General features: G+C 70.1%; 19 protein-coding genes. 11 read left to right on the plus strand and 8 right to left on the minus strand.

Annotated features, from left to right (window positions below; genetic code table 11):
- Nucleotides 1–164 precede the first annotated feature (164 nt).
- From AB0L95_RS26230 to AB0L95_RS26240, 3 genes are read left to right on the plus strand one after another with little or no spacing between them, the layout of a single operon-like run.
- The gene (locus AB0L95_RS26230; protein ID WP_365165197.1) at nt 165–3,575 is read left to right on the plus strand and encodes a thioester reductase domain-containing protein; all 3,411 of its coding nucleotides are present in this window, start codon (nt 165–167) and stop codon (nt 3,573–3,575) included.
- Between the two features lie 11 nt (nt 3,576–3,586).
- Nucleotides 3,587–5,221 carry an aromatic amino acid ammonia-lyase gene (locus tag AB0L95_RS26235; RefSeq protein ID WP_365165199.1) on the plus strand — a complete coding sequence of 545 codons (1,635 nt, stop codon included), beginning with the start codon at nt 3,587–3,589 and terminating at the stop codon, nt 5,219–5,221.
- Nucleotides 5,218–7,044, plus strand: a complete 1,827-nt coding sequence (locus AB0L95_RS26240) for an AMP-binding protein (protein WP_365165201.1) — start codon at nt 5,218–5,220, stop codon at nt 7,042–7,044. The genes AB0L95_RS26235 and AB0L95_RS26240 overlap by 4 nt, the downstream gene beginning before the upstream one ends.
- Before the next feature lie 49 nt (nt 7,045–7,093).
- Here the strand turns inward: AB0L95_RS26240 and AB0L95_RS26245 are convergent, their stop codons facing one another.
- Nucleotides 7,094–7,510, minus strand: a complete 417-nt coding sequence (locus tag AB0L95_RS26245; RefSeq protein ID WP_365165204.1) for an SRPBCC family protein — start codon at nt 7,508–7,510, stop codon at nt 7,094–7,096.
- A gap of 83 nt (nt 7,511–7,593) precedes the next feature.
- Nucleotides 7,594–8,604: an aldo/keto reductase gene (locus AB0L95_RS26250; RefSeq protein ID WP_365165206.1), complete on the minus strand. Its 1,011-nt coding sequence runs from the start codon at nt 8,602–8,604 to the stop codon at nt 7,594–7,596.
- A 146-nt stretch (nt 8,605–8,750) separates the two neighbouring features.
- On the opposite strand from AB0L95_RS26250, the gene AB0L95_RS26255 reads away from it, so the two are divergent.
- The 4 genes from AB0L95_RS26255 (at nt 8,751) to AB0L95_RS26270 (ending at nt 13,233) form a co-directional block, all read left to right on the plus strand.
- The gene (locus AB0L95_RS26255) at nt 8,751–9,650 is read left to right on the plus strand and encodes a LysR substrate-binding domain-containing protein (RefSeq protein WP_365165209.1); all 900 of its coding nucleotides are present in this window, start codon (nt 8,751–8,753) and stop codon (nt 9,648–9,650) included.
- A 247-nt stretch (nt 9,651–9,897) separates the two neighbouring features.
- Nucleotides 9,898–11,205 (plus strand): ThuA domain-containing protein, encoded by a 1,308-nt coding sequence (locus AB0L95_RS26260; protein ID WP_365165211.1) that lies wholly within the window; start codon nt 9,898–9,900, stop codon nt 11,203–11,205.
- Nucleotides 11,206–11,241: 36 nt separating this feature from the next.
- Nucleotides 11,242–12,018, plus strand: coding sequence for a polysaccharide lyase family 7 protein (locus tag AB0L95_RS26265; RefSeq protein ID WP_365165214.1), 777 nt, complete (start codon nt 11,242–11,244; stop codon nt 12,016–12,018).
- Between the two features lie 192 nt (nt 12,019–12,210).
- Nucleotides 12,211–13,233, plus strand: coding sequence for an alcohol dehydrogenase (locus AB0L95_RS26270; protein WP_365165217.1), 1,023 nt, complete (start codon nt 12,211–12,213; stop codon nt 13,231–13,233).
- A 49-nt stretch (nt 13,234–13,282) separates the two neighbouring features.
- Here AB0L95_RS26270 and AB0L95_RS26275 read toward each other — a convergent pair whose 3' ends face one another.
- Nucleotides 13,283–13,873 (minus strand): TetR/AcrR family transcriptional regulator, encoded by a 591-nt coding sequence (locus AB0L95_RS26275; protein WP_365165219.1) that lies wholly within the window; start codon nt 13,871–13,873, stop codon nt 13,283–13,285.
- A gap of 165 nt (nt 13,874–14,038) precedes the next feature.
- On the opposite strand from AB0L95_RS26275, the gene AB0L95_RS26280 reads away from it, so the two are divergent.
- Both AB0L95_RS26280 and AB0L95_RS26285 read left to right on the plus strand, forming a co-directional pair.
- The gene (locus tag AB0L95_RS26280) at nt 14,039–14,668 is read left to right on the plus strand and encodes an isochorismatase family cysteine hydrolase (protein WP_365165222.1); all 630 of its coding nucleotides are present in this window, start codon (nt 14,039–14,041) and stop codon (nt 14,666–14,668) included.
- A 293-nt stretch (nt 14,669–14,961) separates the two neighbouring features.
- On the plus strand, nt 14,962–16,821 hold the full coding sequence (locus tag AB0L95_RS26285; protein WP_365165225.1) for a M1 family aminopeptidase: 1,860 nt from the start codon (nt 14,962–14,964) through the stop codon (nt 16,819–16,821).
- A gap of 114 nt (nt 16,822–16,935) precedes the next feature.
- Here AB0L95_RS26285 and AB0L95_RS26290 read toward each other — a convergent pair whose 3' ends face one another.
- From AB0L95_RS26290 to AB0L95_RS26305, 4 genes are all read right to left on the minus strand, one after another.
- Nucleotides 16,936–18,714 carry a protein kinase gene (locus AB0L95_RS26290; protein WP_365165227.1) on the minus strand — a complete coding sequence of 593 codons (1,779 nt, stop codon included), beginning with the start codon at nt 18,712–18,714 and terminating at the stop codon, nt 16,936–16,938.
- A 662-nt stretch (nt 18,715–19,376) separates the two neighbouring features.
- Nucleotides 19,377–20,015: a TetR/AcrR family transcriptional regulator gene (locus tag AB0L95_RS26295; protein ID WP_365165229.1), complete on the minus strand. Its 639-nt coding sequence runs from the start codon at nt 20,013–20,015 to the stop codon at nt 19,377–19,379.
- Nucleotides 20,016–20,075: 60 nt separating this feature from the next.
- The gene (locus AB0L95_RS26300; protein ID WP_365165232.1) at nt 20,076–21,263 is read right to left on the minus strand and encodes an MFS transporter; all 1,188 of its coding nucleotides are present in this window, start codon (nt 21,261–21,263) and stop codon (nt 20,076–20,078) included.
- On the minus strand, nt 21,253–21,678 hold the full coding sequence (locus tag AB0L95_RS26305) for a heme-binding protein (protein ID WP_365165235.1): 426 nt from the start codon (nt 21,676–21,678) through the stop codon (nt 21,253–21,255). The genes AB0L95_RS26300 and AB0L95_RS26305 overlap by 11 nt, the downstream gene beginning before the upstream one ends.
- A 330-nt stretch (nt 21,679–22,008) precedes the next feature.
- Here AB0L95_RS26305 and AB0L95_RS26310 point away from each other — a divergent pair, with 330 nt between their 5' ends.
- Entirely contained in the window at nt 22,009–23,058 is a 1,050-nt protein-coding gene (locus AB0L95_RS26310; protein ID WP_365165462.1) for an ABC transporter permease, read from the plus strand.
- A 489-nt stretch (nt 23,059–23,547) separates the two neighbouring features.
- On the opposite strand, the gene AB0L95_RS26315 is transcribed toward AB0L95_RS26310, so the two are convergent.
- On the minus strand, nt 23,548–24,462 hold the full coding sequence (locus AB0L95_RS26315) for a GNAT family N-acetyltransferase (RefSeq protein WP_365165237.1): 915 nt from the start codon (nt 24,460–24,462) through the stop codon (nt 23,548–23,550).
- Between the two features lie 392 nt (nt 24,463–24,854).
- Here AB0L95_RS26315 and AB0L95_RS26320 point away from each other — a divergent pair, with 392 nt between their 5' ends.
- Nucleotides 24,855–24,947: a helix-turn-helix transcriptional regulator gene (locus AB0L95_RS26320; RefSeq protein WP_365165464.1), complete on the plus strand. Its 93-nt coding sequence runs from the start codon at nt 24,855–24,857 to the stop codon at nt 24,945–24,947.
- The last annotated feature ends 2 nt before the right edge of the window (nt 24,948–24,949 follow it).

Consider the following 24,949-nt stretch of genomic DNA (forward strand, 5'->3'; position numbering starts at 1 on the left):
CGGCGATGGCTGCTGATGGTGTGGATGCGTTTGTGGAGGTGGGTCCGGATGCGGTGTTGACGAGCATGATTGCTGATGTTCCGGTGGCGGTGGCGTTGGCTCGTCGTTCGAGTGATGAAGTGGCGTGTCTGGTGGGTGGTCTTGGCCGGTTGTTCGCTGCGGGTGTGCCGGTGGACTGGGCCGGCTTCTTCGCGGGCAGCGGTGCACGCCGGACCGACCTGCCCACCTACGCCTTCGACCACCAGCACTACTGGCAGACCGCCCGTCACTCCGTCGACCGCCCGGCGACCGGACACCCGCTGCTCACCTCGGTCGTCGAGGATCCGGACAGCGGCCGGGTCACGCTCACCGGGCGGCTGACCGGTGCCCGCGTACCCACGACGGTCTGGATGGAGGCGGCACTGCGCGCCGCCGACGAGGTCGACTGCACCACCGTGGACACCCTCGTGGTCGACGCCACCCTCACTCCGCCACCGCGCGGCGGCGTCCAACTGCAGGTGACGGTCGACGCACCCGGCGCCGAAGGCCGTCGTGACCTACGGATCCACGCCCGCCCCGGAAACGAGAGCGCCTGGACCCGGTACGCGCACGGCCGCCTCAGCCCGACACCCGCCGTGCCACTCCCGGACATGGCAGCCGGAGCCACCGAACTCACCGTGGACGGCGACGAGTCCGACCGCTACATCCTCGACCCCGAGCTGCTGTCCGCCGCGATCGGCGACCGCCCTGTGCTCAACTGGCGGGGAGTGCGCGTGTACGCGGCAGGGGCGCGCGCGGGCCGCCTGGCGTCCGCCCCGCCCGGCGGCCCCGAACTGCTGCTCACCGACCCGTCGGGGCGCGTGATCGCCGCCGCGGACGAGATCGTCCACGGCACCCCGCCCCCGGCGCTGCGCACCGACGACCTGTACCGGGTCGACTGGACACCCATGGTCCTGCCCGCCTGCGACGGACCCGTCCCGCTCGTCGAGCGCGTCGGCTCGGCTGACCAACTGCACCACGTTCTCGACGTCGCCCAGCGCACCCTCGCCGAGGGGCCCTCCGACACGCCGCTGGTCGTGCTGACCCGGGGCGCGGTCGCGGTGGACAGGGAGGGCCCTTCGGACACCGCGGCCGTCTGGGGCCTGCTGCGCTCGGCCCAGTCCGAGCACCCGGGCCGGTTCGTCCTCGTGGATGCGGATGCCGATGCTGACGTCCGGCCGGAGCTGCTGGCCGCCATCGCCGCCTCCGGAGCCCCCCAACTGGTGCTGCGCGGCGACCGGGTCCTGGTACCGAGGCTCGCCCCGCTTCCGGCGCCCACGGACACCGCAGGATGGCCCACCGACGGCACCGTACTGATCACCGGCGGCACCGGCGCACTCGGCGCCGCCGTAGCCCGGCATCTGGCCGCCCACCACCAGGTGCGGCACCTCGTGCTGACCAGCCGCAGCGGCCCGCGCGCCGACGGCGCGGCACGCCTCGTCGAGGACCTGGCCCGGATGGGCGCCCACGCCACCGTAGAAGCCTGCGATGTCGGCGACCGCGCGGCCCTCGCCGCACTCCTGGACGGCATGCCCGCCGACCGGCCGCTGCGCGCGGTGGTGCACGCCGCCGGCGTGCTCGACGACGGCGCGTTCACCGCGCTCACCCCGCGCCGCCTCGACGTGGTGCTGCGCCCCAAGGCCGACGCCGCCCGGCATCTGCACGAGCTGACCCGCGACCGCGACCTCGCCGCGTTCGTCCTGTTCTCCTCCGTCGCGGGCGTCCTCGGCGGCCCGGGGCAGGCCAATTACGCCGCCGCCAACACCGCCCTCGACGCTCTGGCCCAGCAGCGCGCCGCCGAGGGGCTGCCCGCCGTCTCGGTGGCCTGGGGGCCGTGGGAACTGGACGAGGGAGGCATGTCCGCCGCGGCGGATCTGCGCCGCGTCGCCCGGGAGGGCTTCGGGGCCATCTCCGCCGAGCGCGGCATGGCGATGCTCGACGCCGCCGTCGCCGCCGGCGCTCCGCTTCTCGTGGCCTGTCCGATCGACCTGGACACGGTACGGCGGCAGCCACCGGTCCCGCCCCTGCTGCGCGGGCTGGCCCGCCGCGGCGCCCGGCGTCCGGCCGCGTCCGTCGACCCGGTGGGGCTCGCCGACGAACTGGCCGCCCTGCCCGCCGCCGACCGCCGCGCGCGGATCCTCGACCTCGTCCGGGCCCGGGTCGCCGACCTCCTGGGTTTGAGCGATGCGGCCGACGTGGGCGCGGACACGCCCTTCCCCGAGTTGGGCTTCGACTCGCTCAGCTCCGTCGAACTGCGCAACCAGCTCGACGCGGTGTCCGGGCTGCGGCTGCCGCCCACCCTGGTCTTCGACCATCCGACCCCGGAGTCCGTCGCGGACCGGCTGTTGCGGGATCTCTTCTCCGACGCACCGACCGACGTCGACTCCGACGGTGGCGACCTCGCCGCGGACGTGAGCCTCGCCGACGACATCCGGCCCGCCGCGACGACCGTCGAGGTCGCAGCCGACCCCGGCGAGGTCCTCCTGACCGGCGCGACCGGCTTCATCGGCGCGTTCCTGCTGCGCGACCTGATGCGCACCACGCGCGCGGTGGTGCGCTGCCTGGTCCGGGGCGCCGACCGTGACGACGCCCTGCGCCGCCTGATGGAGAACATGCGGTGGTACGGGTTGGAGGACGACATCGCGATGGGCCGCCTGGACGTGGTCGTCGGCGACCTCGCCCGGCCCCGACTCGGCCTGACCGCCGACGTGTTCGACGCACTGGCCCGCTCGGTCGACCTGGTCGTCCACGCGGGAGCGCAGGTCAACTGGCTTCAGCCGTATGCGGCGTTGAAGGCTGCCAACGTCGACGGCACTGCCGAACTGCTGCGGCTGGCCGCCCGACACCGCAGCGTCCCGATGCACCACGTCTCGACCACCGGCGTCTTCGCCCGGCCGGTCGCCCCCGGTGTGCCGCTGCGCCCCGACGACCCGACCGGGCCGCCCGAGGCGCTGCGGACCGGCTACACACAGAGCAAGTGGGTGGCCGAGCAACTCGTCGGTCTGGCCCGTGAGCGCGGTCTGCCGGTCACGGTCCACCGGGTCGACCTGGTCTCCGGCGACCAGGAGCGCGGTGCCTGCCAGACCCGGGACTTCGTATGGCTCAGCGTCAAGGGGATGCTGCAGGCCCGCGCCGTCCCGGCGGGCCTGGGCGGCAGCTTTCAGCTCGTGCCGGTGGACTACGTCAGCGCCGCCGTGCTCGCGCTCACCCGTTGCCGCGACGCGGCGGGCCGCACCTTCCATATGTCCGGACGGACATCGGTGAGCTTCGCCGACATCGCGGCGCACCTACGGTCGTTCGGCCGCGAGCTGACCGAGATGGACCCCGCCGCCTGGCGCGACCGGGTCACCGCCGACCGCGACAACGCGCTGCTGCCGCTGCTGGAGTCGTTCGAAGCGGTCTCCGGTGCCGGTGCCACCGATGTGTACCTGGCGATGGACAGCTCCTCCACCGACGCGGCGCTGGCGGACACCGGCATCACGTGTCCGGAACCAACTCGGGAGCTGTTCCGCACGTACGACCAATTCTTCACCCGAGCGGGCTATTTCCCGCAGTAGGAAGGACCGACATGCTCACACCCACCCACCGGCGGGCCGGCCTGCGTGAGGTGCCCCTTGACGGGCACCGGCTCTCCGTCGAGGACATCGTCACCGTCGCCCGCCACCCCGGGACGCGTGTCGTCACCCTGGCCGCGGACGTGGCCCGGCGGATCGCCGAGTCCAACGCGATGAAGCACTCCCTGATCGACTCCGGCGTCCCGATCTACGGCGTCACGTCCGGGTTCGGCGACAGCAGCGCCCGGCAGATATCCAAGCGCAAGGTCGACCATCTGCAGGACAACCTGATCCGCTTCCTCTCCACGGGCGTCGGCCCGCTGGCCGACGACGACGTCGTCCGGGCCACCATGACGATCCGCGCCAACTGCCTCGCCCGTGGCATCTCCGGCGTACGACCCGAGCTGGTCTCCGCATTGATCGACCTGCTCAACGCGGACATCCTGCCGCAGATCCCGGAGCGCGGCTCGGTCGGCGCCAGCGGCGACCTGGTGCCCCTGAGCTACCTCGCCGCCGCGCTCACCGGGCGCGGCACGGTGACCCATCGCGGGGCGGACAAGCCCGCCGAGCGCGCCCTCGAAGACTGCGGCCTGACCCCGCTGACCCTGGAGGCCAAGGAGGGACTGGCCCTGGTCAACGGCACCTCGTTCATGTCCGGCTTCGCCGTCCTGGCTCTGCACGACGCCCGGGAGCTGACTTTCACCGCCGACCTGTGCACCGCGCTGACCAGTCAGGTGCTGCTCGGCAACTCGTCGCACTTCGCCCCGTTTCTCTTCGAGGCGAAGCCGCACGACGGCATGGTGGACAGCGCCGCGACGATCCGGACGATCCTCACCGGCGACATCGCGGCCGACTCGGGCGTCCGTCGGCCCGACGCCGACTTCGCCGAACTGGAACGCCCCATCCAGGACCACTACTCGATTCGCTGCGCCCCCCACGTCACCGGCGTCCTGCGCGACACCGCCGACTGGGCCTACCGATGGCTGGCCGTCGAGGTCAACTCCGCCAACGACAACCCCCTGTTCGACGTGGCCGACGGCGCGGTGCGCAACGGCGGAAACTTCTACGGCGGTCATGTGGCGCAGGCGATGGACGCCATCAAGACGGCGGTGGCCAGCGTGGGCGATCTGCTGGACCGTCAGCTGGAGCTGGTCGTCGACGAGAAGTTCAACAACGGCCTGACACCGAACCTCATCCCGCCGCTGGCACCCGACGACTTCGAAGCAGGGCTGTTCCACGGCTTCAAGGGCATGCAGATCACGGCCTCGTCGCTGGCCGCCGAGGCACTGAAGTGGACCATGCCGGCAGCGTCGTTCTCCCGCTCCACCGAGGCGCACAACCAGGACAAGGTGAGCATGGGCACAATCGCGGCCCGCGACGCCCGTTCGGTGGTGGAACTCGTCCAGCGCATCGCGGCCATCCATCTGATCGCCCTGTGTCAGGCGGCGGACCTGCGCGGGCTCGAACATCTCAGTCCTCCCACTCGCGCGGCCTACGACGCGGTGCGCGGTGTCTGCGCGTTCCTGGACCGCGACCGGCCGCTGGACGCCGACATCGAACGTGTGGTCACGCTGATCCGCTCCGGTGATCTGCGGGGCGTGGTCGAACTCGAGACGCAGGACACCGTGTCCGGCGAGGCGATCCGGTGAGCACAGACGTGGCGGCCCTCGCCGACGTGACCTGTGAGGAGCGCGCGGACGGTACCCGGGTGCTGCGCGTCGACCAAGGGCTGCTGGACCATCCGCCGACGCTCGCGCACATGCTGTGCCGCTGGGCGGCCGAGTGCCCGGAGCGCACCCTCGCGGCCGAGCGGGACGGGGACGGCTGGCGGACGCTGACGTACGGCGCGGCGGCGGAGGCCGCGGTCGCGCTGGGCCAGGCGTACCTGGACCGCGGGTGCGGTCCGCAGCGCCCGGTGCTCCTGCTGTCCGGGAACTCCCTCGATCATCTGCTGCTCACCCTCGCCGGCTATCTCACCGGCGTCCCCGTCGTACCGGTCAGCACCGCCTACTCCTTACGCAGCAGCGACCACGCACGCGTGCGCGCCATCGCCGCCCTGGTCCGGCCGGGACTGGTGTACGCCGACGACGGCGACCGCTTCCGTGCCGCCCTGGACGCGGCGGCCGTCGCCGGTACGTCCCCGGAGACGGCGGTCTCACGGCGGTCCGGTGCGGGGGACGTGACGATGGACACGCTGCGCCGCACCGTCGTCACCGGCGCGGTGCGGCGGGCCTACGAGTCCCTGACACCGGACACCGTGGCGAAGATCCTCTTCACGTCAGGCTCGACCGGCACCCCCAAGGGTGTGCCCAACACCCACCGGATGCTCTGTGCCAATCAGCAGATGCTCCGGCAGATCTGGCCCTTCCTGGAAGACGAACCGCCCGTGCTCACCGACTGGTTGCCATGGAGCCACACCTTCGGCGGCAACCACAACCTGCACCTGGCGCTGTGCAACGGCGGCAGTCTCTACATCGACGACGGAGCACCGCTGCCCGACGCGTTCGGGCGCACCGTGGACGCGCTGCGCCGGATGCCGCCCACCGTCTGCGTCAACGTACCGGCCGGGTACGGCCTGCTCGTCCAGCGGCTGGAGAGCGATCCCGAACTCGCCCGGCGGGTTCTGTCGCGCGCGCGGATCATCCTCTACGCGGGCGCCGACCTGCCGGACGCGCAACGGGAGCGGCTGCGCGCCGTCGCCCGCTCGGCGACCGGGCGCGACATAGAGGTCGTGTCGTCGTGGGGTGCGACCGAGACGGGGCCCGCGGCGACGTCCACCTACGGAGGCGTGCGCGAGGGCATCGGCATCCCGCTGCCGGGCGTCGAGCTGAAGCTCGCCCCGGTCGGTGACCGGACCGAGATCCGGGTGCGCAGCGCCTCGGTCACCCCCGGGTACCTCGGCATGGACGTGCCCGCCGCTCATGACGAGGAGGGCTTCTACCGCAGCGGCGACGCGGTGCGGCTGCTCGACCCGGGAGGCGACCCCCGCCTCGGGCTCGCCTTCGACGGCCGGATCGCCGAGGACTTCAAGCTCGCCAGCGGCACCTGGGTGGTCGTGGGCCGGCTGCGGAGCGCGTTGCTGTCGGCCGCAAAAGTGCTCGCCGACGTCGTACTGGTCGGCGGCGACCGCTCGCACATCGCGGCGATCGGCTGGCCGGCGCTGGCCCCGGCCAACGAACTGCTCGGCACACGGGCCACCGACGCCGCCGAACTGCTCGGCCATGACGGACTGCGTCGGCACCTCGCCGAGGTCCTGACCCGGGTCAATGCCGGTGCCGGGGCCGCGTCGCGCGTGGAACGGCTTGCGCTGGTGGCCGAGCCGCCGAGCATCGACGACGGCGAGATCACCGACAAGGGGTACCTCAACCACCGCGTGGTGACCGACCGTCGCAAGGAGGTCGTCGACCTGCTCTACGCCGACGACCCGGACCCCGCGCTGGTGATCAGCGCACGCCAGTGCCCCGGCCGGTGACGTCGGCGCGAGGGGCGAACGTTGTCTGCCGGGGCACTGGCACAGGCGCTCAGTCGGCGAGCGTCTGCCGCAGCGCGGCCAGTCCGTCGGTGTAGATGCCGTGGAAGAGGCTGACGACCTCGTCCTCGGTCACTCCGACGGGGGTGAACGTCCCGGTCCACTCCACGCGCGCGGTCTGCCCGCCGGGCACCTCGTGCACGGACAGGGTGGACAGGTAGCCGGTGATCGGGAAGGGCGCCTCGACGATCGAGTAGCTGTAGGTGCGGGCCTTGTTGTCGAAGGCCTCCAGCCGTTCGACGATGTCGCCGCCGTCCTCGCTCTTCAGACTGCGTATGCGGCCGCCCTCGCTCAGCTCGCTGCCGGGGATGAACGGCAGCCAATCGGGCAGGGAGCCGAATCCGCCGATCAGCTGCCAGACGCGGTCGGCGGTGGCGGGGATCTCCAGGGATACGGTGGTCGTGGCCATGGGGGTTCCTTCAGGGGAGGGGGCCGACGGGGTTGCGGGGGGAGTGCCGGCAGGGTCGGAGCGGGGGAGTACGCGGCCGGGGCTCAGGCGGTGGGCACCGGGGCGTCGGGAGAGATCAACTTCTCCTCGCGGAGCGCGGTCCAGAAGGCAGCCGGGACGGTCTCGTCGAGTGCGGCGACGTCCTCGGCGATACGGCTGGGCCGGGTGGCGCCGGGGATGGCCGCCACCGTGGCGGGGTGGGCCAGGGAGAACTGCAGAGCGGCCGCCTTGATGCCGACCCCGTGCTGCTGCGCGAGCGCCTTGATCCGCTCCACCTTCGCGACGATGTCGGCGGGCGCCTTCTGGTACTCGAAGTGAGTGCCGCCGGCGAGAACGCCGGAGCTGTACGGGCCGCCGACGACGATGTCGACGTTCTGTGCGGCCGCGGCGGGCAGCAGGCGCTGCAGCGCCCGGCTGTGGTCCAGCAGGGTGTAGCGGCCGGCGAGCAGGAACGCGTCGGGGCGGGGTTCCTCCAGATCCAAAGTGAGCTCCAGCGGCTCGACCCGGTTGACGCCCAGCCCCCAGGCCTTGATCACGCCTTCGTCCCGCAGCCGGTCAAGGACGCGGAAGGCTCCGGTGCGGGCCGATTCGTACACGGCCAGCCACTGGTCGCCGTGGAAGTCCTGCGCCACGTCGTGCACCCACACGATGTCGAGCCGGTCGGTCTTGAGCCGCTTGAGGCTGTCCTCGATGGAACGCAGCGTGGCGTCGGCCGAGTAGTCGTTGACGATCTTGTTGGGGCGCCCGTGCTCGAAGAGGCCGCCCTTCTCGCCCAGGTCGCGCGCGGCGGGGTCCTCCACCTCGTCGAGGATGATGCGGCCGACCTTGGTGCTCAGGACGTAGGCGTCACGGGGATGGCCGGACAGGGCCTCGCCGAGCCGGATCTCCGACAGGCCCGCGCCGTAGAAGGGCGCGGTGTCGAAGTAGCGGATGCCGTGCTGCCAGGCCGCCTCCACGGTGGCGGCGGCCTCGTCGTCCGGGATGGCCCGGAACATGTTGCCCAGGGGGGCGGTGCCGAAGCCGAGTCGTCCGGGAAGGAGGGTGGTGATGCTCATGGAGATGTCCTCGCAGTGATGGGGTGGCGGCGTGCCGCGCTGAACGCGTTTCGGCGGGCCGCCGACTGTGCGTACTCCACGCTAGGATCGAGACTTCAGACTGTCCAAGACACACTTGGACTGAGTTCAGTCCCCCGAGGTCTCACATGCTCGATCTACGCCAGCTCCGCTACTTTGTCGCCGTCGCCGAGGCGGAACACGTCGGCCGAGCGGCAGAGGCCTTGCACATCTCCCAGTCTCCGCTCAGTCGGCAGATCGCTCAGCTGGAACAGAAGCTCGGCCTGACCCTCTTCGAGCGGAGCCAGCAGCGCATCCGGCTCACGGCGGACGGCCGCGTGTTCCTCACCGAGGCGAAGGCGCTGCTGCGGCACGCGGACCGGCTGGAGAACCTGGGCCGCCGGCTGGGCCGCGGCGAGGAGGGCGGACTGTGCATCGGGTACGCCGCCCACGCCATGCACACCGGCATCCTGCCCGATGCTCTACGGGTGCTGAACCAGCGCAGCCCCGGCATCCATGTCGCGCTGTACAGCCTGACCCCCGCCGAGCAGTTCGAAGGGCTGCGTCAGCGCAGTCTCGACATCGCCCTGGTCCACGAGCCTCCCGCCGCCGACGACCCGGACCTGGCCTTTGCACCGCTGCTGGACGATCCCCTGCTGCTCGTGCTCCCCGTGGACCACCCTCTGGCCGGCCGGGCGGAGCTCGCCCCCGCCGATCTGGACGGCCGGCCCTGGGTCGCGGTGGAGAACTCCGAGGATTCCGCCTGGCGGGACGCCTTCATCGCTTCCTGTGCGGCGTCGGGCTTCGCCCCTGATGTCCGCTTCGAAGCCGCTGAGCCCCTCACCGCGCTCGGCCTCGTCGCCTCGGGCCTGGGCCTGGCCCTGATCCAGAAGAGCCTGCTGCGGGGCGCCACCGAGGGCGTCGCCGTACGCGAACTGCACTGGCACAACGCCTGCGTACGGCTCTTCGCCGCCTGGCACCGCATCGATCTACGACCGGTGGTGGCCTCCTTCCGCTCGCTGGTGCTGGGCGGCGGTGCGACGGGCTGAGCCTGCGCCCGCCGGGCGGGACCGGGATGCTGAAGTCCCGCCCGCGATCGGTTCGGTGGCCAGTTCCAGGAAGTGATCGTCCCTCTCGCGCGCGACGCCGCCTTTGCTTCACCTCTTGACGTGTTTGGTTCAGACCTTTAGGTTCTCAGGTCACCAGCGATCCAAGAATGCACCCAAAGTTCAGCCTATTGAACGTAGCTCCGCGGCTCCCCCCACCGTCATCGCGCGCGAAAGGCTGGAAATCGCCATGGCTGAGCCTCCCTTCAACGTCCTGAGACACTCCGTCGGCGCCCGTAAAGTGCTGAGGCTGTTCATCCTCCTGGCCGCACTGCTGGGCCTGGCGACTCCCCCCGCGCAGGCGACCGCTCACGCCACGTCCCCGTTCAAGGTGCTGGCCCTCTACAACGGAACCTGGGACGCCGCGCACATCAGCTTCGTTCACGAGGCGAACGACTGGTTCCCCCGGCAGGCGGCGGCGAACGGCTTCACCTACACCGCGAGCAACAACTGGGACCTCCTCGCCAACGGTGGGGTCAACGGCTACCAGGTGGTGCTCTTCCTCGACGACCTGCCGCAGACCGCCGCCCAACGGGCCGGATTCGAGCAGTACATGCGGGGTGGCGGGGCCTGGATGGGCTTCCATGTCTCGGCCTTCACCACCGACGCCGCAAGCTGGCCCTGGTACCACAACCAGTTCCTCGGCAGCGGCAACTTCAAGTCCAACACCTGGGGGCCGACGACAGCCGTCCTCCGGGTCGAGGACCACAGCCACCCGGCCACCAGAAACCTGCCGTCCACCTTCACCTCGTCGGTGAGCGAGTGGTACAGCTGGTCCAACGACCTGCGCCAGAACCCTGACATCAAGATCCTGGCCTCGATCGACCCGAGCAGCTTCCCCCTCGGGACCGACCCCGACCAGAGCTGGTACGGCGGCTACTACCCGATCCTGTGGACGAACACCAAGTACCGGATGCTGTACGCCAACTTCGGCCACAACGCGATGGACTACGACACCAACACCACCCTGTCGTCCACCTTCGCCAGCCCGACGCAGAACCAGTTCCTGCTCGACGGGCTCAAGTGGCTCGGCGGAGCCGGGGACACCCAGCCGCCCTCCGGTCCGATCTCCGAGACGGCCTGGTACACGATGCGGAACGCCGGGAACGGTGCCTGCGCCGACGCACGTGCCGCGGCCACCGCCAACGGCACCGTCATCCAGCAGTACACCTGCAACAACACCGGGGCACAGCAGTTCCAGTTCCGCTCCACCGACAGTGGATACGTCCGCATCGCCGCCCGCGGTAACCCCCAGCAGGTCGTCGACGTGACCGACCGCTCCCAGGCGGACAACGCCCCGCTGCAGCTGTGGTCCTACTCCGGCGGCCAGAACCAGCAGTGGCAGCCCGTCCAGGAGAGCGCCGGTCGCTACCACTTCGTCGCCCGCCACAGCGGCAAGTGCCTCAGCGCCGCGGCCACCCCCGACAACAGCATCCAGCTGACCCAGCGAGGCTGCGACGGGTCCGGCGCCCAGACCTTCCAGCTCACCGCGCAGTAACCGTCACTCCGCCCTCACCTCACGGGAGGCCCCCACATGACGCGTTCCAGGATCCTCGCGACCGCGACCGTCGCGGCTGTCGTCGGCACACTGGCTGCCCTCGGCACCGGCAGCGCGAACGCCGCGGACCCGAAGGTCGCACCAGGCGGCAACTTCGACCTGTCGATATGGCAGCTCCAGGAGCCGGTCGGCTCCCCGGGATCCCCGACCACCATCCCCTCGTCCCGGCTCCAGGGCCCCAACGGCTACCAGGACTCGTACTTCTACACCGACACCCGCGACGGTGCCATGACCTTCTGGGCGCCCGAGAAGGGCGTCACTACGCCCAACTCCAACTACGCCCGCTCCGAACTCCGGGAGATGAACCGCGACGGCAGCGCCGCGAACTGGTCGCTCAGCGGCACCCACCGCCTGAACGCGACCCTGCGCGTGGTGTCCGTGACGTCCAACGTGTGCGTGGGGCAGATCCACCTCGGCACCGGGGGATCGTCCACCAAGCCGCTGCTGGAGCTGTACTACCACGCGGGCGGTGACATCGTCCTCGGCACCGAGAACTCACCGTCCGGCGGCCAGACCCTGCACACGGTGGGACATGTGTCGATCGGGAAGACCTGGAGCTACACGATCGGTGTGTCCGGAGGCAACACCATCGACCTGACCGTCAACGGCAGTACCACCCACTACTCCATCCCCTCGTCCTTCAAGCCGTACAAGCAGTACTTCAAGGCCGGCTCCTACAACCAGTCCTCGTCGGACAGCACCACCAAGGGGGCCCGGGTCGCGTTCTACGGGCTGACCGTCTCCCACAGCTGATCCACCGCGCATACACCGGCAGCAGGGCCCGCTCACCTGGCGCGGCGGACCCTGCTGCCGGTCCCGGCGCCCCAACGGCGCCTCGAAGGCCCGCCGAGTCACGGGGCGGGCCTCGCCTCGTTCGGCGCGCGCGATCGGTCCGGAGCTGATGTGCTGGTGGAGGGGATTTCCGCACCCGTTCCGGAGAAACAGATGAGTAGCTACCGAGTTGCGCAGGTGAACGCCGCGGGCGGCCCGTTGGAGATCACCGAACGCGAGGTGCCGCAGCCGGGCCCCGGCCATGTGCGGGTCGGTGTGCAGGCGTGCGGGGTCTGCCACAGTGACGCCTTCTTCGTGGACGGCACCGTAGCGGGCATCACGTTTCCGGTGGTTCCCGGGCATGAGATCGCCGGGCGTGTCGAAGAACTCGGCGAGGGAACGCACGGCAGAGGCTGGCGGGTGGGCGACCGGGTGGCGGTGGGCTGGTTCGGCGGCAGCTGTGGTTACTGTCTGCCCTGCAGACAGGGCGACTTCATCATGTGCCAGAACCTCCAGGTCCCGGGGTGGACGTACGACGGTGGGTTCGCCGAGGAGGTGATCGCGCCGGTCGACGCCTTGGCCCGGATCCCCGAAGGGCTCGCGGCGACCGCGGCCGGACCCATGGCCTGTGCCGGTGTGACGACGTACAACGGACTGCGGCGCAGTCCCGCCCGGCCGGGCGATCTGGTCGCCGTGCTGGGCATCGGCGGGCTGGGGCACCTGGGCGTGCAGTACGCGGTCGCCATGGGCTTCGAGACCGTGGCGATCGCCCGCGGGGCGGGCAAGGCCGACCTCGCCAAGCAGCTTGGCGCTCATCACTACATCGACAGCACAGCGGGCGGCGGCGTCGCGGAGGCGCTCCAGTCGCTCGGCGGTGCGAAGGTCGTCCTGGCCACCGCCGGCAGTTCCGACGCCATCGCGGCGACCGCCGACGGACTCACGCGCCGCGGTGAGCTGGTGGTGATCGGGCTGGCGCCCGAGCCGCTCGGGATCAGCCCACTTCAGCTGGTCATGGGCGCCAAGACGGTGCGTGGCCACGCCTCCGGCACCTCGCAGGACGTCGAGGACACCATGGCGTTCAGCGCCCTGTACGGGATCAGGCCGATGATCGAGACCGTACCGCTGGAGGAGGCCGACGAGGCGTACCGCAAGATGCTGTCCGGCGCCGCCCGGTTCCGTATGGTCCTCACCCGCTGATACCCCGTGCAGGCCGCGTACGAGCCGACGGTGCGTGGCTCGGCCGGAGTCAGGCGGGGGGAGCGGACTGCGGTGATCCGTGCCGTTCGAGTGCACTGGCGACATGGCTGAGCAGCTCGTCCGAGAAGCCGGGGTCGGCCACGGCACGGGACATGAGCAGGGCGCCGACCAGCGCGCTCAGGATGAGCGTGGCCTCGGCCCGGGCCTCCTCGGAGGTGCCGTCCGGGCCGGCGATCAGGTCCAGATAGGTGCGGACCTGCTGCTCGTAGGCCTCCTTGAACTGCTGGTCGCCGCGCCCGGCGGCGGCGCCGAGGGTGACCAGGGCGCATCCGGTGGCCGGAGCGTCGCGGTGCTGCCGGCTCAGATAGGCGTCGATGAGTCCGCGGCGAGGTTCCTGCGCGTTCTTCCGCGCGGCCCGCTGCATCTTCGCCGACCCTTCGGCCAGGGCCAGAGCGACGGCCTGGCCGATCAGATCGTCACGAGAGGCGAAGTGCTTGTAGAAGCCGCCGTGGGTCAGTCCCGCCTCCTTCATGAGGTCCGCGACGCCGGGGCGGGTGACGCCCTCGGTACGGACCTTGCGGGCCGCCATGCGCAGTACCCGCTCGCGGGACGCCGCCTTCTCCGTCTGCGAGTGCCCCATGTCGCTCTTCCCTTCGGGAGTGACACCTGTGCCGGATTACTGGATGTTGCCCATCATACACATTGCGCAGAAAGAGCGATGTGAGCTGGACATCTTTGACTTTCTGGAGGACGAGCGCAATCCTCAAATCAGGATGTTGTCAGTCATCCAGATCTGAGGAGAACCATGTCCGAGACCTACGACCTCCGCCGCACGGCAGTACTGTTGGTCGACCCCTACAACGACTTCCTCTCCGAGGGCGGCATGGTCTGGCCGCGAGTGGAGCCCGTGGCCCGGGAGGTCGGTCTGCTCGACAACCTGCGCTCCGTGGTCGGCTCCGCGCGCGAGGCCGGCGCCCGTGTGGTGTTTGTCCCGCACCGCCGCTGGGAACCGGGGGACTACGAGACATGGGACCACCCCAACCCGACCCAGCGCGGCCTCATGGAGCGGCACAGCTTCGCCCGAGGCACCTGGGGCGGGGAGTTCCACCCCGACTTCCGGCCCCGGCCGGGCGAGGTCGTCGCCCATGAGCACTGGGCGCAGAGCGGGTTCGCCAACACCGACCTGGATCTGCAGCTCAGGCAGCACGGCATCACCCATGTGGTGATGATCGGCCTCCTGGCGAACACCTGCATCGAGTCCACCGCTCGCTTCGCCATGGAGCTCGGCTATCACGTGACGCTGGTCCGCGACGCCACGGCCGCCTTCCGGCCCGAGATGATGCACGCCGCGCACGAGCTCAACGGCCCGACCTTCGCCCACGCCATCGTGACGACGGCGGAGCTCGTCGCCGCTTTCCGGGAAGGCGCGGCATGACCAGGGGAGGCGGGGACCGGTGACGAGACGGAGTTCGCCGACGAGTACGTAGGGCCGATCGCGGGGACCGTCGCGGAAATGGCTGCGTTTCCCGGCGGTTTGCCCAATGGCATGCTCCGGTCAAATCTGCCACGCTGCCGGTAGCCGTCACCCCGGCCCCACGGGGGACGGCTGGAATCTCACTCAGCGATCGCGCGAGCGATACGCGCAGCCCCGGCTGCCCACCGGCGCACCCAAGCCGAAGGGTGGCCACCGAGCGAGCCGGAACCCCGGCCGGCGCAAAGGAGTTTCGTGTGAGACCCACCCCCCACAAGGCCCTCGCGGCGAGCGTACTCGCCGTCGCCGCGACGGCCGCTGTCCTGCTTCCCGTGACCCCGGCGGCGGCCGCCCCGTCCACGGCCCCCGCGGCCGCCGCCTGCACCCCGTCCCAGGTGGTCACCAACGGCGGCTTCGAGAGCGGGACTTCGTCCTGGACCCAGTCGAAGACCGGAGTCATCACCGACCGGGCAGGTCAGACCGCCCACGGCGGCACCGCTTTCGCCTGGCTTGACGGTGTGGGCAGCACCCACACCGACAGCCTCACGCAAAGCGTGACCATCCCCTCCGGATGCAGCACCGCCACCCTCAGCTTCTGGTTGCACGTCGACACCGCCGAGACGACCTCGTCCACCGCGTACGACAAGCTGACGGCGAAGATCGGCAGCACGACCCTCGCGACGTACTCGAACCTCGACAAGAACACCGGGTACGTGCAGAAGTCGTTCGACGTGTCGGCGTTCGCGGGGCAGACCGTGTCCGTCGCCTTCACCGGCACCGAGGACTCCAGTCTCCAGACGAGCTTTGTCATCGACGACGTCAGCCTCGACACCTCCGGAGGCACGGCTCCGCCCGCGGACTCCACCCGCACCCCGGCCGCACCCTCGTACACCGTGAGTCTCAGCAGCAACACCTCCGGCACGGTCTGGACCGGCCACGAGAGCGCCACCTTCACCAACGCGTCCGCCACGGCGCTCAGCGAGGTGTATCTGAGGCTGTGGGACAACTACCACGGCACCTGCTCCGCCCCGCCCGTCACGGTCAGCAATGTCACCGGCGGCACGGCGGGCGCCCTGTCCGTCGCCTGCACCGCCCTCAAGATCGACCTGCCGACGCCCCTCACCCAGGGCCAGACCGCCACGATCGGCTTCGACCTGGGCATCACCGTTCCCAGCGGCGCCGACCGGTTCGGCCACGACGGGGCCTTCAACTTCATCGGCAACGCCCTGCCGGTCCTCGCCGTCAAGGACGGGGCGGGCTGGCACCTGGACCCGTACACCAACAACGGCGAGTCGTTCTACTCCCTGACCGCCGACTTCAAGGTGACCCTGGACCACCCGACCACCCTGCTCGTACCGGCCACCGGTTCCTCGGTCGACACCCCCGGCTCCAGCGGACGAACGATCACCACCGCCACCGCCTCCAAGGTCCGCGACTTCGCCTGGGCGGCCGGTCCCTTCAGCAAGGTCTCCGGCACCTCGGCCGCCGGCACAGTCGTCAACGTCTACTCCGTCTCGGGCATCAGCTCCTCCGACGCCCAGTCGATGCTCAGCACCGCCAAGAGCGCTGTCGACACCCATGCGTCGCGGTTCGGTGCCTACCCGTACGGTGAGTTGGACGCCGTGATCGACAACAACTTCTGGTTCGGCGGCATGGAGTACCCCGGGTTCGTCCTCGACCTGGTCAGCACCACGGCGCTCACCCATGAGATCGGTCACCAGTGGTGGTACGGCATCGTCGGCGACGACGAGTACAACAGCCCCTGGCTCGATGAGGCGTTCACCGACTACGCCACCGACCTGGCACAGAACAAGACCGGCACCAACTGCTGGAACAGCGTGTCCTGGGCCTCGTCGGCGGAGAAGATCACCAACTCGATGGCCTACTGGGACGCCCACTCCTCCCGGTACTCCACCGTCGTCTACGGGTACGGCAAGTGCGCCCTGCACGACCTGCGGCGCGTTCTCGGCGACAGCGCCATGACGCAACTGCTCAAGAGCTACGCGGCGTCGCACTGGAACGGCGTCTCGACCACGGCCGAGTTCAAGGCAGCCGCCCAGGCGGCCACGACCACGGACCTGACCTCGTTCTGGACCCAGCACCGCATCGACGGCTGAGCACGGCATCGGTTCGCCGCGGCGGGCTCCTCCGTGAGCTGTCCGCGGCGGACTCCGGGTCGCCGCCCGCACCCGGCGGCGACCCGGCTCAGCCCGTGCCGTCGGAGCAGTGGCTCAGGAGCGGTCCGCCGAGAACGTCGTGCAGTTCGGGCCGTAGATCCGGCCGTCCAGGTGGTTCGGGGCGGACGTGCCGTAGGAGCCCTGGAGGTCGACCGTCAGATAGCCCGGCGGCTGGTTGATCCAATGCGTCGCCCGCAGTGTCAGCACACCGTTCTGGACGGTACCCGCCATCGCGAACGAGCCACGCGGCACCTGGGGGTTGGACGGCTCCGGATAGAACGCGAACACGGCGTCCGCGGTGCCGTCGTCGTGCTCCTCGATGGTGAGCACCAGGCCTGTGATGCCCTGGTTGCACACATAGCTGCCGTTCCATTGCCCCGTCAGACCGATGACGCTCGCGCCGGGCGTGGACGGCGTGTCATCCGGTGTGGACGGTGTGGCATCGTCCGGGGAGACGTGCGGCGACGAACCCGAGGACGAGCTCCCCGAGTCCGAGCCGGACCCGCCACCACCGAACAGGGCGTCCGCCCGCCACGCCACCAGCCCGATCGCCAGCACCGCGGCGAGAACGGAGCCGATCACGGCCATGCGACGTCCGAGCGAGGAGCCCCCGGACGGGCCGCCGAACTTCCCCGGCACCGGCGTGGGCAGTATGCCTGGGGGAGGAGTCCCGGGCGCAGAAGCGTCCGCCCCCGGGCCGCTCCCCACCGCGTCCGACACCCACGCGGTGGGCGTATAGGCCGGCGGCGGGGTGGCCGCACCCGGCCCGGTCATGGTGGGCGCCTGATGGGCCGGAGTGGAGGCGGCCCCGGATCCCGGAGGTGACGGCGTACCGGCCGACGGATGTCCGCGGTCCCCGGCCGGCGGCGTCTCGGGCACAGTGGCCTTGTCCCCGGCCGGCGGCGTCTCCGGCACCGTCGTAGACTCGCCCGACGCACCGTCGCCGGCACCCCGTACCGTCGAGGCCACGGTCGGTGGGAGCCAGGACGCGCTCGTGAACAGCAGCGTCGTACGGGCCGCGCCGGCCGCGTCGGTGAGTTCCGCGAGGAGCGCGTCGACCGTCGGCCGGTCCTCCCGGCGCTTGGCCAGGCAGCGCGCGACCAGACCGCGTATCGCCTCGGGCACCGCGTCCAGGTCGGGTTCGCCGTGGACGATGCGGTACATCAGGCCCTGGGCCGATCCGGTGCCGAAGGGGCCGGAACCCGACGAGGTGAACGCGAGGACCGCGCCCAGCGCGAACACGTCGCTCGCCGGCCCGACGGGTTCACCGGTGAGCTGCTCCGGTGACATGAACCCGGGTGTTCCGATCACAACCCCGGTACGGGTGATCGCGCTCGCCCCGGTGGCCGTCGAGATACCGAAGTCGATGACACGGGGACCATCGGCGGCGAGCAGCACGTTCGACGGCTTGAGATCACGGTGCACGAGCCCCGCCGCGTGGATCGCCTCCAGCGCCTCGGCGAGCCCCGCCGCGAGCGTTGTCACCGGGCCCGCCTGCCAGGCGCCGTGCCGGGCGACGGCGGTGTCCAGCGAGACCCCCGGCACATACGCGGTGGCCAGCCACGGCGGGTCCGCCGCCGGGTCCGCATCCACCACGCCCGCTGTGAACACGCCGTTGACCCGGCGGGCGGCGGCGACCTCTCGCGCGAACCGCTGCCGGAACTCGCGGTCCTCGGCGAGCTCGGGCCGTACGACCTTCACCGCGACCGCCCGGCCGCCCTTGGACCGGGCCAGATAGACCCGCCCCATGCCGCCGGCCCCCAGCCGGCCCACCACGCGGTAGGGCCCGACCCGTTCGGGATCCCCCACCCCCAGCGCATGCAGAGCCTCCACGTGACCCCCCAGGTCTACTGCGTCTCCCCACGCAGGGTTCACATCATGACGTCAGCAAGCGCTTGCGAGGCTTCCGGTTTCAACAGACTCGGGAGTAATCACGGGAACTCGGGCCCATTCGAAGGTAGTTGCGGCGACTCACCCCGAGTGGAGCGGATTGCGAAGCGGGCCGACCACAGCCCGGCCGAGTCCACGACGGCCCGGATCCGGCGATCCGTGGACGGCACCGCGCGGCAACGGCTCCGTCCGCCGTTTCGCGTCCGACGCCTCCACCCGCACGCTCGCGCCGTGCATCGATCCCGTCACCGTGCCCACATGCGATACCGCCGCCCCCGGCACCGCGTGCGGCGAGACATCGTCGCGGGCCCGTCCGCCGTGCGTCGAGATTCCGCTCAGGTCCACGGCGATACCCGGCGGCACCGTCGGCGGCCCACTTCCGCCGTGCGTCGAGATCCGGAGCGCGCGCCCTGCTCGCTCTCAGACAGCCACGCACGGTGCAACCCAGCCGCGCCGAGCCGCCGTGCACACCGAGCTCGATGATGCGCGGCACCATCCCGCGCTGTGGCCACCCGCTGCGACAAGCGCGACTACGTCTTCGAAGGCACGCTGGCCGTACGGCACCGTGCAAGAGCCATCGGAAACGGCTAGGCCGCAGGCGGCACCTAGGGGGCCGACTCCCCTGTCTCCCCTGGTCCCTCCCACAAGCTGAGGGCGGCGCGTACGGTGTCCTCGAGGTCCGCTCTGCTGTGACCGCCCTTCGCCTGCACCGCCATCCCCTGGATCAGAGTGAGCAGGAGCGTCGCGGTCGCATCGGCGTCGAGTCCGCGCGGCAGCGGCCCGTTCGCGCTCGTCTCACGCAACCGCTGACGCAGGCTGGGTCCGATCTGATCCCGGTTGCGGGCGAGTTCTTCGCGAATCTCGGCGGTGTCGGGGCCGCAGGCCAGCGCCGCATTCGTTTCCAGGCACCCGGGCGGGGTCGTCTCCCCGGTGTGCAGCGTCGCGAGGCCGTACAGCAGTTTCTCCGCGATGCGCCTGGGCGTGGTCTCGGCCAGCGCTGCGACACGGAAGTCGAGGTAATCCGAGCGGTAGAGCTCCAGGGCGCGCCGGAATAGTTCCTCTTTACTGCCGAAAGTCCGGTAAAGGCTAGTTCTGCCCATTCCAGTGGCTTTCATGAGAATATTCAGGGAAGCCCCTTCGTATCCATACTTCCAGAATGCGAACAGTGCATTCTGGAGAGCCTGTGCTTCAACGAAGGTCCGCGGCCTGGACAACTTCTCTGCCTTTCTCCGGCGCCCCTCCACCTGAACGACTCATGAACCCGGCCTGGGGAATCGGGCGTATTGCACGATTTCCAAAGGATATCACTCGGTAACTGCCTCCAAAGCTGCCGGGCGAACGGTGTGCGTCTTGAGCGCAAAACCGGTGACGGCCGCCGCCGTCAAGGCCAGGAAAATGGCCGCCCATGGAGTCGTCAGCACTCCGGCGCCCTCAAGCACCCGTCCACCGATGAGCGATCCGCCCGAGATCCCCAGGTTGAAGGCGGCGATGTTGAAGCCGGACGCGGCACCCACCGACTCGGGCACTTCGTCCTCGGCAACCGTCACCACTCCGGCCTGCACCACCGGGTTGATCGCGAAGCCGAAGAATCCCCAGACGGTGAGGTTGATCATAACGGGGACCGTCGAATGGGCCGTGGCGGGCAGCAACGCCAGCGACGCGGCCAGGCCGAGCAGCACCACGATGACGGCCCGCTTGGTACCGAGACGGTCCGCAAGTCTTCCTCCCCAGAAATTGCCGACGACGGTGGCGATTCCGAAGAAGACCAGGCCGACATTGACCATGCTCTCGCTCACGCCCGTCACGGATGTGAGCAACGGGGAGACAAAGGTGAAGACCACGAAATTGGCACCGAATCCCAGCGCGGTGATGAGATACATCGTGACGAGCCGACCGTTGCGAAGCAGTCGCAGTTGGGAGAGCAGACCGGCGGGCGGTGTGTGGGAAATTCTCGCCGGCAGAAGCAGCACCAGGGAGATGACGCTCACCGCGGCCAGCGCCGTCACGACGAGGAAGGGAACTCGCCAGTCGAATGTCTCGCCTATCCACGAGCCCAGCGGCACGCCCAGCACCATGGCGACGGTCAGACCGCCGAACATGACCGCCACGGCTCCGTTCGCCTTTTCCCGTGGGACAAGAGAGGAGGCGACGGCAGCGCCGACGCTGAAGAAGACGGCATGGGCGAACGCCGTGATGACGCGCGCAGCGAGGAGCGTTGCGAAGCCGGGTGCGAAGCCCGCCGCCAGGTTCCCGGCAAGGAAGATGACCATCAGCCAGACGACGAGCTTACGGCGGTCGACCCGCCCGGTGAGGGCGGTGAACAGAGGTGCGCCGATCGTGATCGACAAGGCGTAGAGGCTCACCAGGAGTCCGGCGGTGGCGACGCTGACCCCCAGATCCTCGGCCATCGACGGAATGAGTCCGACGATCACGAACTCGGTCGTTCCGATGGCGAATGTCGAGATCGCCAGGGAGAAGACGCTACGCGGCATCGCCGACCGACTCCCTTATGCGCGGGGCCGCGGCCTGGGCGATGATCTCGTCCTCCTCCACGGAGGCACTGGAGATACCGATCGCCCCGACGACCACACCGCCGGCCTCCCTGATGACGACTCCGCCGCCGAAGTTGATCAGCCCGCCATTGGTGTGCTCGACCATGTGGCTGGGGCCGTCGGGGTGGGCCACCCCGCCGAGGGCCGCGCTGTCGGACTCGAACAGTGCCGCCGTGCGCGCCTTGCGGTGCGCGACGTCGATGGTGCCGAGGATCGCGCCGTCCATGCGGAGGAACCCGGCCAGGTGGGCCGCCCTGTCGCACACGCTGATGTTGACCGGCGGGAACCCCCGTTGCAACGCCTCCTCCTTTGCGGCGGCGATGAGCTTCTCGATGAGTGCGGCGCTGAGCGTCACGATGTTCCTTCGGTTCTCGAATCATTTGGTACCGATCGGTTTCAAACCGTAGGCCGCACTCCGCCGCCCGTCAAACGGCACGTCAGCGGTGGGATCGACCGTGCCTGGGTGCATCGGCGCGACGCCGCGATCGACAGGAGTCCGGCGAGCTGTGGCACCGCTGCGGCCGACGGAGGCCTGCGGCGCCCGCGAGGAGGTGGTGGCGACGCCGGGGGACCCGCGGCCTACAGAAAGAGGTGTTGGTGCGGGCCTCGTTCGCACCGTTCCGCTACCCGCGAGAATGGGAGGGGGAGTTGGGGTGAATGATCTAATCTATCCGCCATGCCTGATATGTCGCATGGCGTGCATGGCCGGACGCCCTCCCCGGCGGACCGCTGGGCCGCCTTTCGGGAGTCCCCCTACCTCCCGGCGACCGTGCTGGTGCTGATCGTGGCAGCCGTGGCAGGGCTGTTCGCCGGTTCCTACACCTATGCGATGGCCAACCCGACTCCGCACACCGTTCCCATCGCGGCCGTCGGCGCCTGGAACCAGGAGCAGGGTCGACGTTTCATCGCCGCGATGGAGAAAGGGCTGTCCACCTCCCTGAAGGTGCGCGGCTACGACAGTTACGCAGCGGCGAAGGAGGCCATGGAGGACCAGACGGTGTTCGCCGTGCTCGACGTCCCTTCCCATGGGAACGCCATCACCCTGGATGTGTCCGGCGCCTCCGGGGCGTCCGTCGCTCAGGTGCTGACGGCAACGGCGGTACAGGTCGGCGAGTCCACCGGGGTAACGGTCACGGTTCACGACATCAAGCCGCTGCAGAGGGGCGATCCACGGGGACTGGCGATCTTCTACATCTCCATCGCGGCCGTGATCATCGGTTTTGTCGGCGCCATCCAATTGAGCGTGCACGCGCGTGCGCTCGATCCATGGGAACGTATCGCCTTCATCTTCCTCTACGCCCTGCTCGGCGGATTCACCATCGCTGCGGTGGTGGACTGGCTGTTGGGCTCGCTGAAGATGCCGTTCGTCGAGTCCTGGTCGATCCTGACGCTGACGATGTTCGTGTCCGGCACGGTCTTCACGATGTTCAACACGCTGTTCGGGCGCTGGGCCATGCTGCCGACGTGGGGACTGATGGTCGTGGTCGGCAACCCGTCCTCGGGTGGTGCCGTCTCCTGGCCACTGCTGCCGTCTCCCCTCGGTACCGTCGGCCGTTGGCTGCCGCCCGGGGCCTCGGTGAGCGCCCAGCACACCGCTGTCTACTTCGCCGGCCACCAGCACGCCTTCCCCTTTCTGGTGCTGGCCGGATGGGCGGTTGTCTCCGGCACCGTCTTCTGCGTCTGGCGGCACCGCCACCCCGGTGGTCGTCCGGCCCCGTCGCATGCGGCGCCCTGATTCGCTCCAGTGGCTTGCCGAGGTCAGGGTCGGGGCGTTCCTGCTCTGAATTCGGAAATTGCTTCGAAAAGGTAGAGCGATTGTTGGACGGCATCCTCGCGTGAGGTCCGGATGACGCCGTCGACCCAGTTGAGGAGGATTTGGTTCACACCCCCGACCACGGCCATCGACATTGCTGTGGTGTTGATTTCCGGGTCGTGCCGTCCCTCAAGGAGCAGAGATTCCATCAGGCTTGCCAGGTGGCGCATTCCGCGTCGACGTTCACTTGCCGCCAGCGGGCCGGCCGAGAGTGATTCGATCAGCTAGACGGGGGTTGGCGGGAGATGGCCGACATGGCCCTCGCGTTCGTCTCCCGCTTCACTCGCTGACGCGCAGGGGCGGCGCGGAGAAGACACCCGCCGCGGTTGACCGGTCGGACCTGTCTGCCAGGTCGCGCTGCGGCGGTACCGCCCCCCGGAGGGCAGCGGTTCCGCCGCGCCGTGATCTGCGTCAGGCCGCGGAGGGGGCAAGGTCGATGGAACGGTTCTCCTCCAGGACCCGGTACCCGGTGCTGGTGTACAGGTTCATCGCCACTTCGTTGCCGCCCCACACGGTGAACAACAGCGCCGAGTCGCCGCCCGCGAGGGTGGCCTGCTCACCGACCGCCATGGCGGCCCGCCCGTACCCCTTGCCGCGATGCTGCTCCCGGATGTGCAGCGAGTAGCCGTAGGTGACGCCCGGCAGGTAGCCGTGCTTCAACCAGCCGGTGCCGATCTGCTCGCCCGCCGCCTCGAGCACCAGGAACGTGTGGTCGGGCGTCGCCAGGCCCTCGGGGATCAGGTCCGCGAAGTCGCGGTCGGACTTGCGCGCGGCCTCCTCGGGGCTGAGGGCTCCCGACCGGACGATGTCCGCGATGTAGCCGGTCTTCTCGGAGGCGAGCCACTCGGGGTATTCGGCCTCGGTCATCGGCCGTGCGGTGACCCCGCCGAGCGGTTGTGGCGGGGAGCTGATGAGACGCACCCTGCTCTGGCCCCGGACGGGGTACGTGCCGAACAACTCGCCCGCAGGCTCGGTGAGTCGTACGTCCAGCCGGCGTGCGCCCCGCTCCGCACACCAGGCCTCGGCCCAGTCGCGGGCGGCCTGCTCGTGCCCCCGGCCGGCGTGGGGCGCGTCGACCCTCAGGTCGTCGATGCGGCCCGCGAGCGTGCCGTGGTGGTCGGCCACGGCCACGGCGACATGTCCCACCCGGGTGCCGGCGTCCGTGATCTCGGCGACGGTGAGGTCGCCCGCTCTCTCACGCGTGACCTCAAGCATGCGCTTCGCCGCGGCCGGACCGAGCCCGGCGGCGGCGTACGAGGCGAGGCGTCGCCGCTCGAAGTCCTTCTGCCATTCCGCGCTGTCACCAAGGACGCTGAATTCCGTCATTCGATCACACAATCATGTGGTCATGGATGCGAGCCAGTGGATTCCGCAGGCACACAGGCCGGGGACGGGGGCGCGGCCCGCAGACGGCGCAGGCGGCCGGCGTGCCCGGCGGATCCGCCCCCGTGTCACGCGTGTTCGCCCGCCGTCAGGGCTCGGGCCGACGCCGCTCGGGAAGTGATCCCGAGCTTTCGGTAGATCCGGTACAGATGATCGGAGACCTGCGAGGGGCACTGCCCAGTGAGCGGAAGGTGTGAAACCCGTTGAGCAACGCCTCCCGGGCGCTCCCCTGGTGGTGGCGGCGAAGCCATCGCCCATGAGCCAGGCGTAGCCGCGCCGCCGGGAAGACCCGCTGTTCCGCGCCCGCGGTCCGGACGGCGGAGCCTTGCCCACCGCTGGGGCTCAAGTCCCCGCCCCTCTTCAGCCGCGCCTTCAAGGCCGCCTACGGGCTGTCCCCGCAGGCATGGCGTGAACTCCGGCACCTGTGACG

Origin of the sequence: Streptomyces sp. NPDC052036 (genome assembly GCF_040680495.1) — a bacterium.
Lineage (GTDB): Bacteria > Actinomycetota > Actinomycetes > Streptomycetales > Streptomycetaceae > Streptomyces.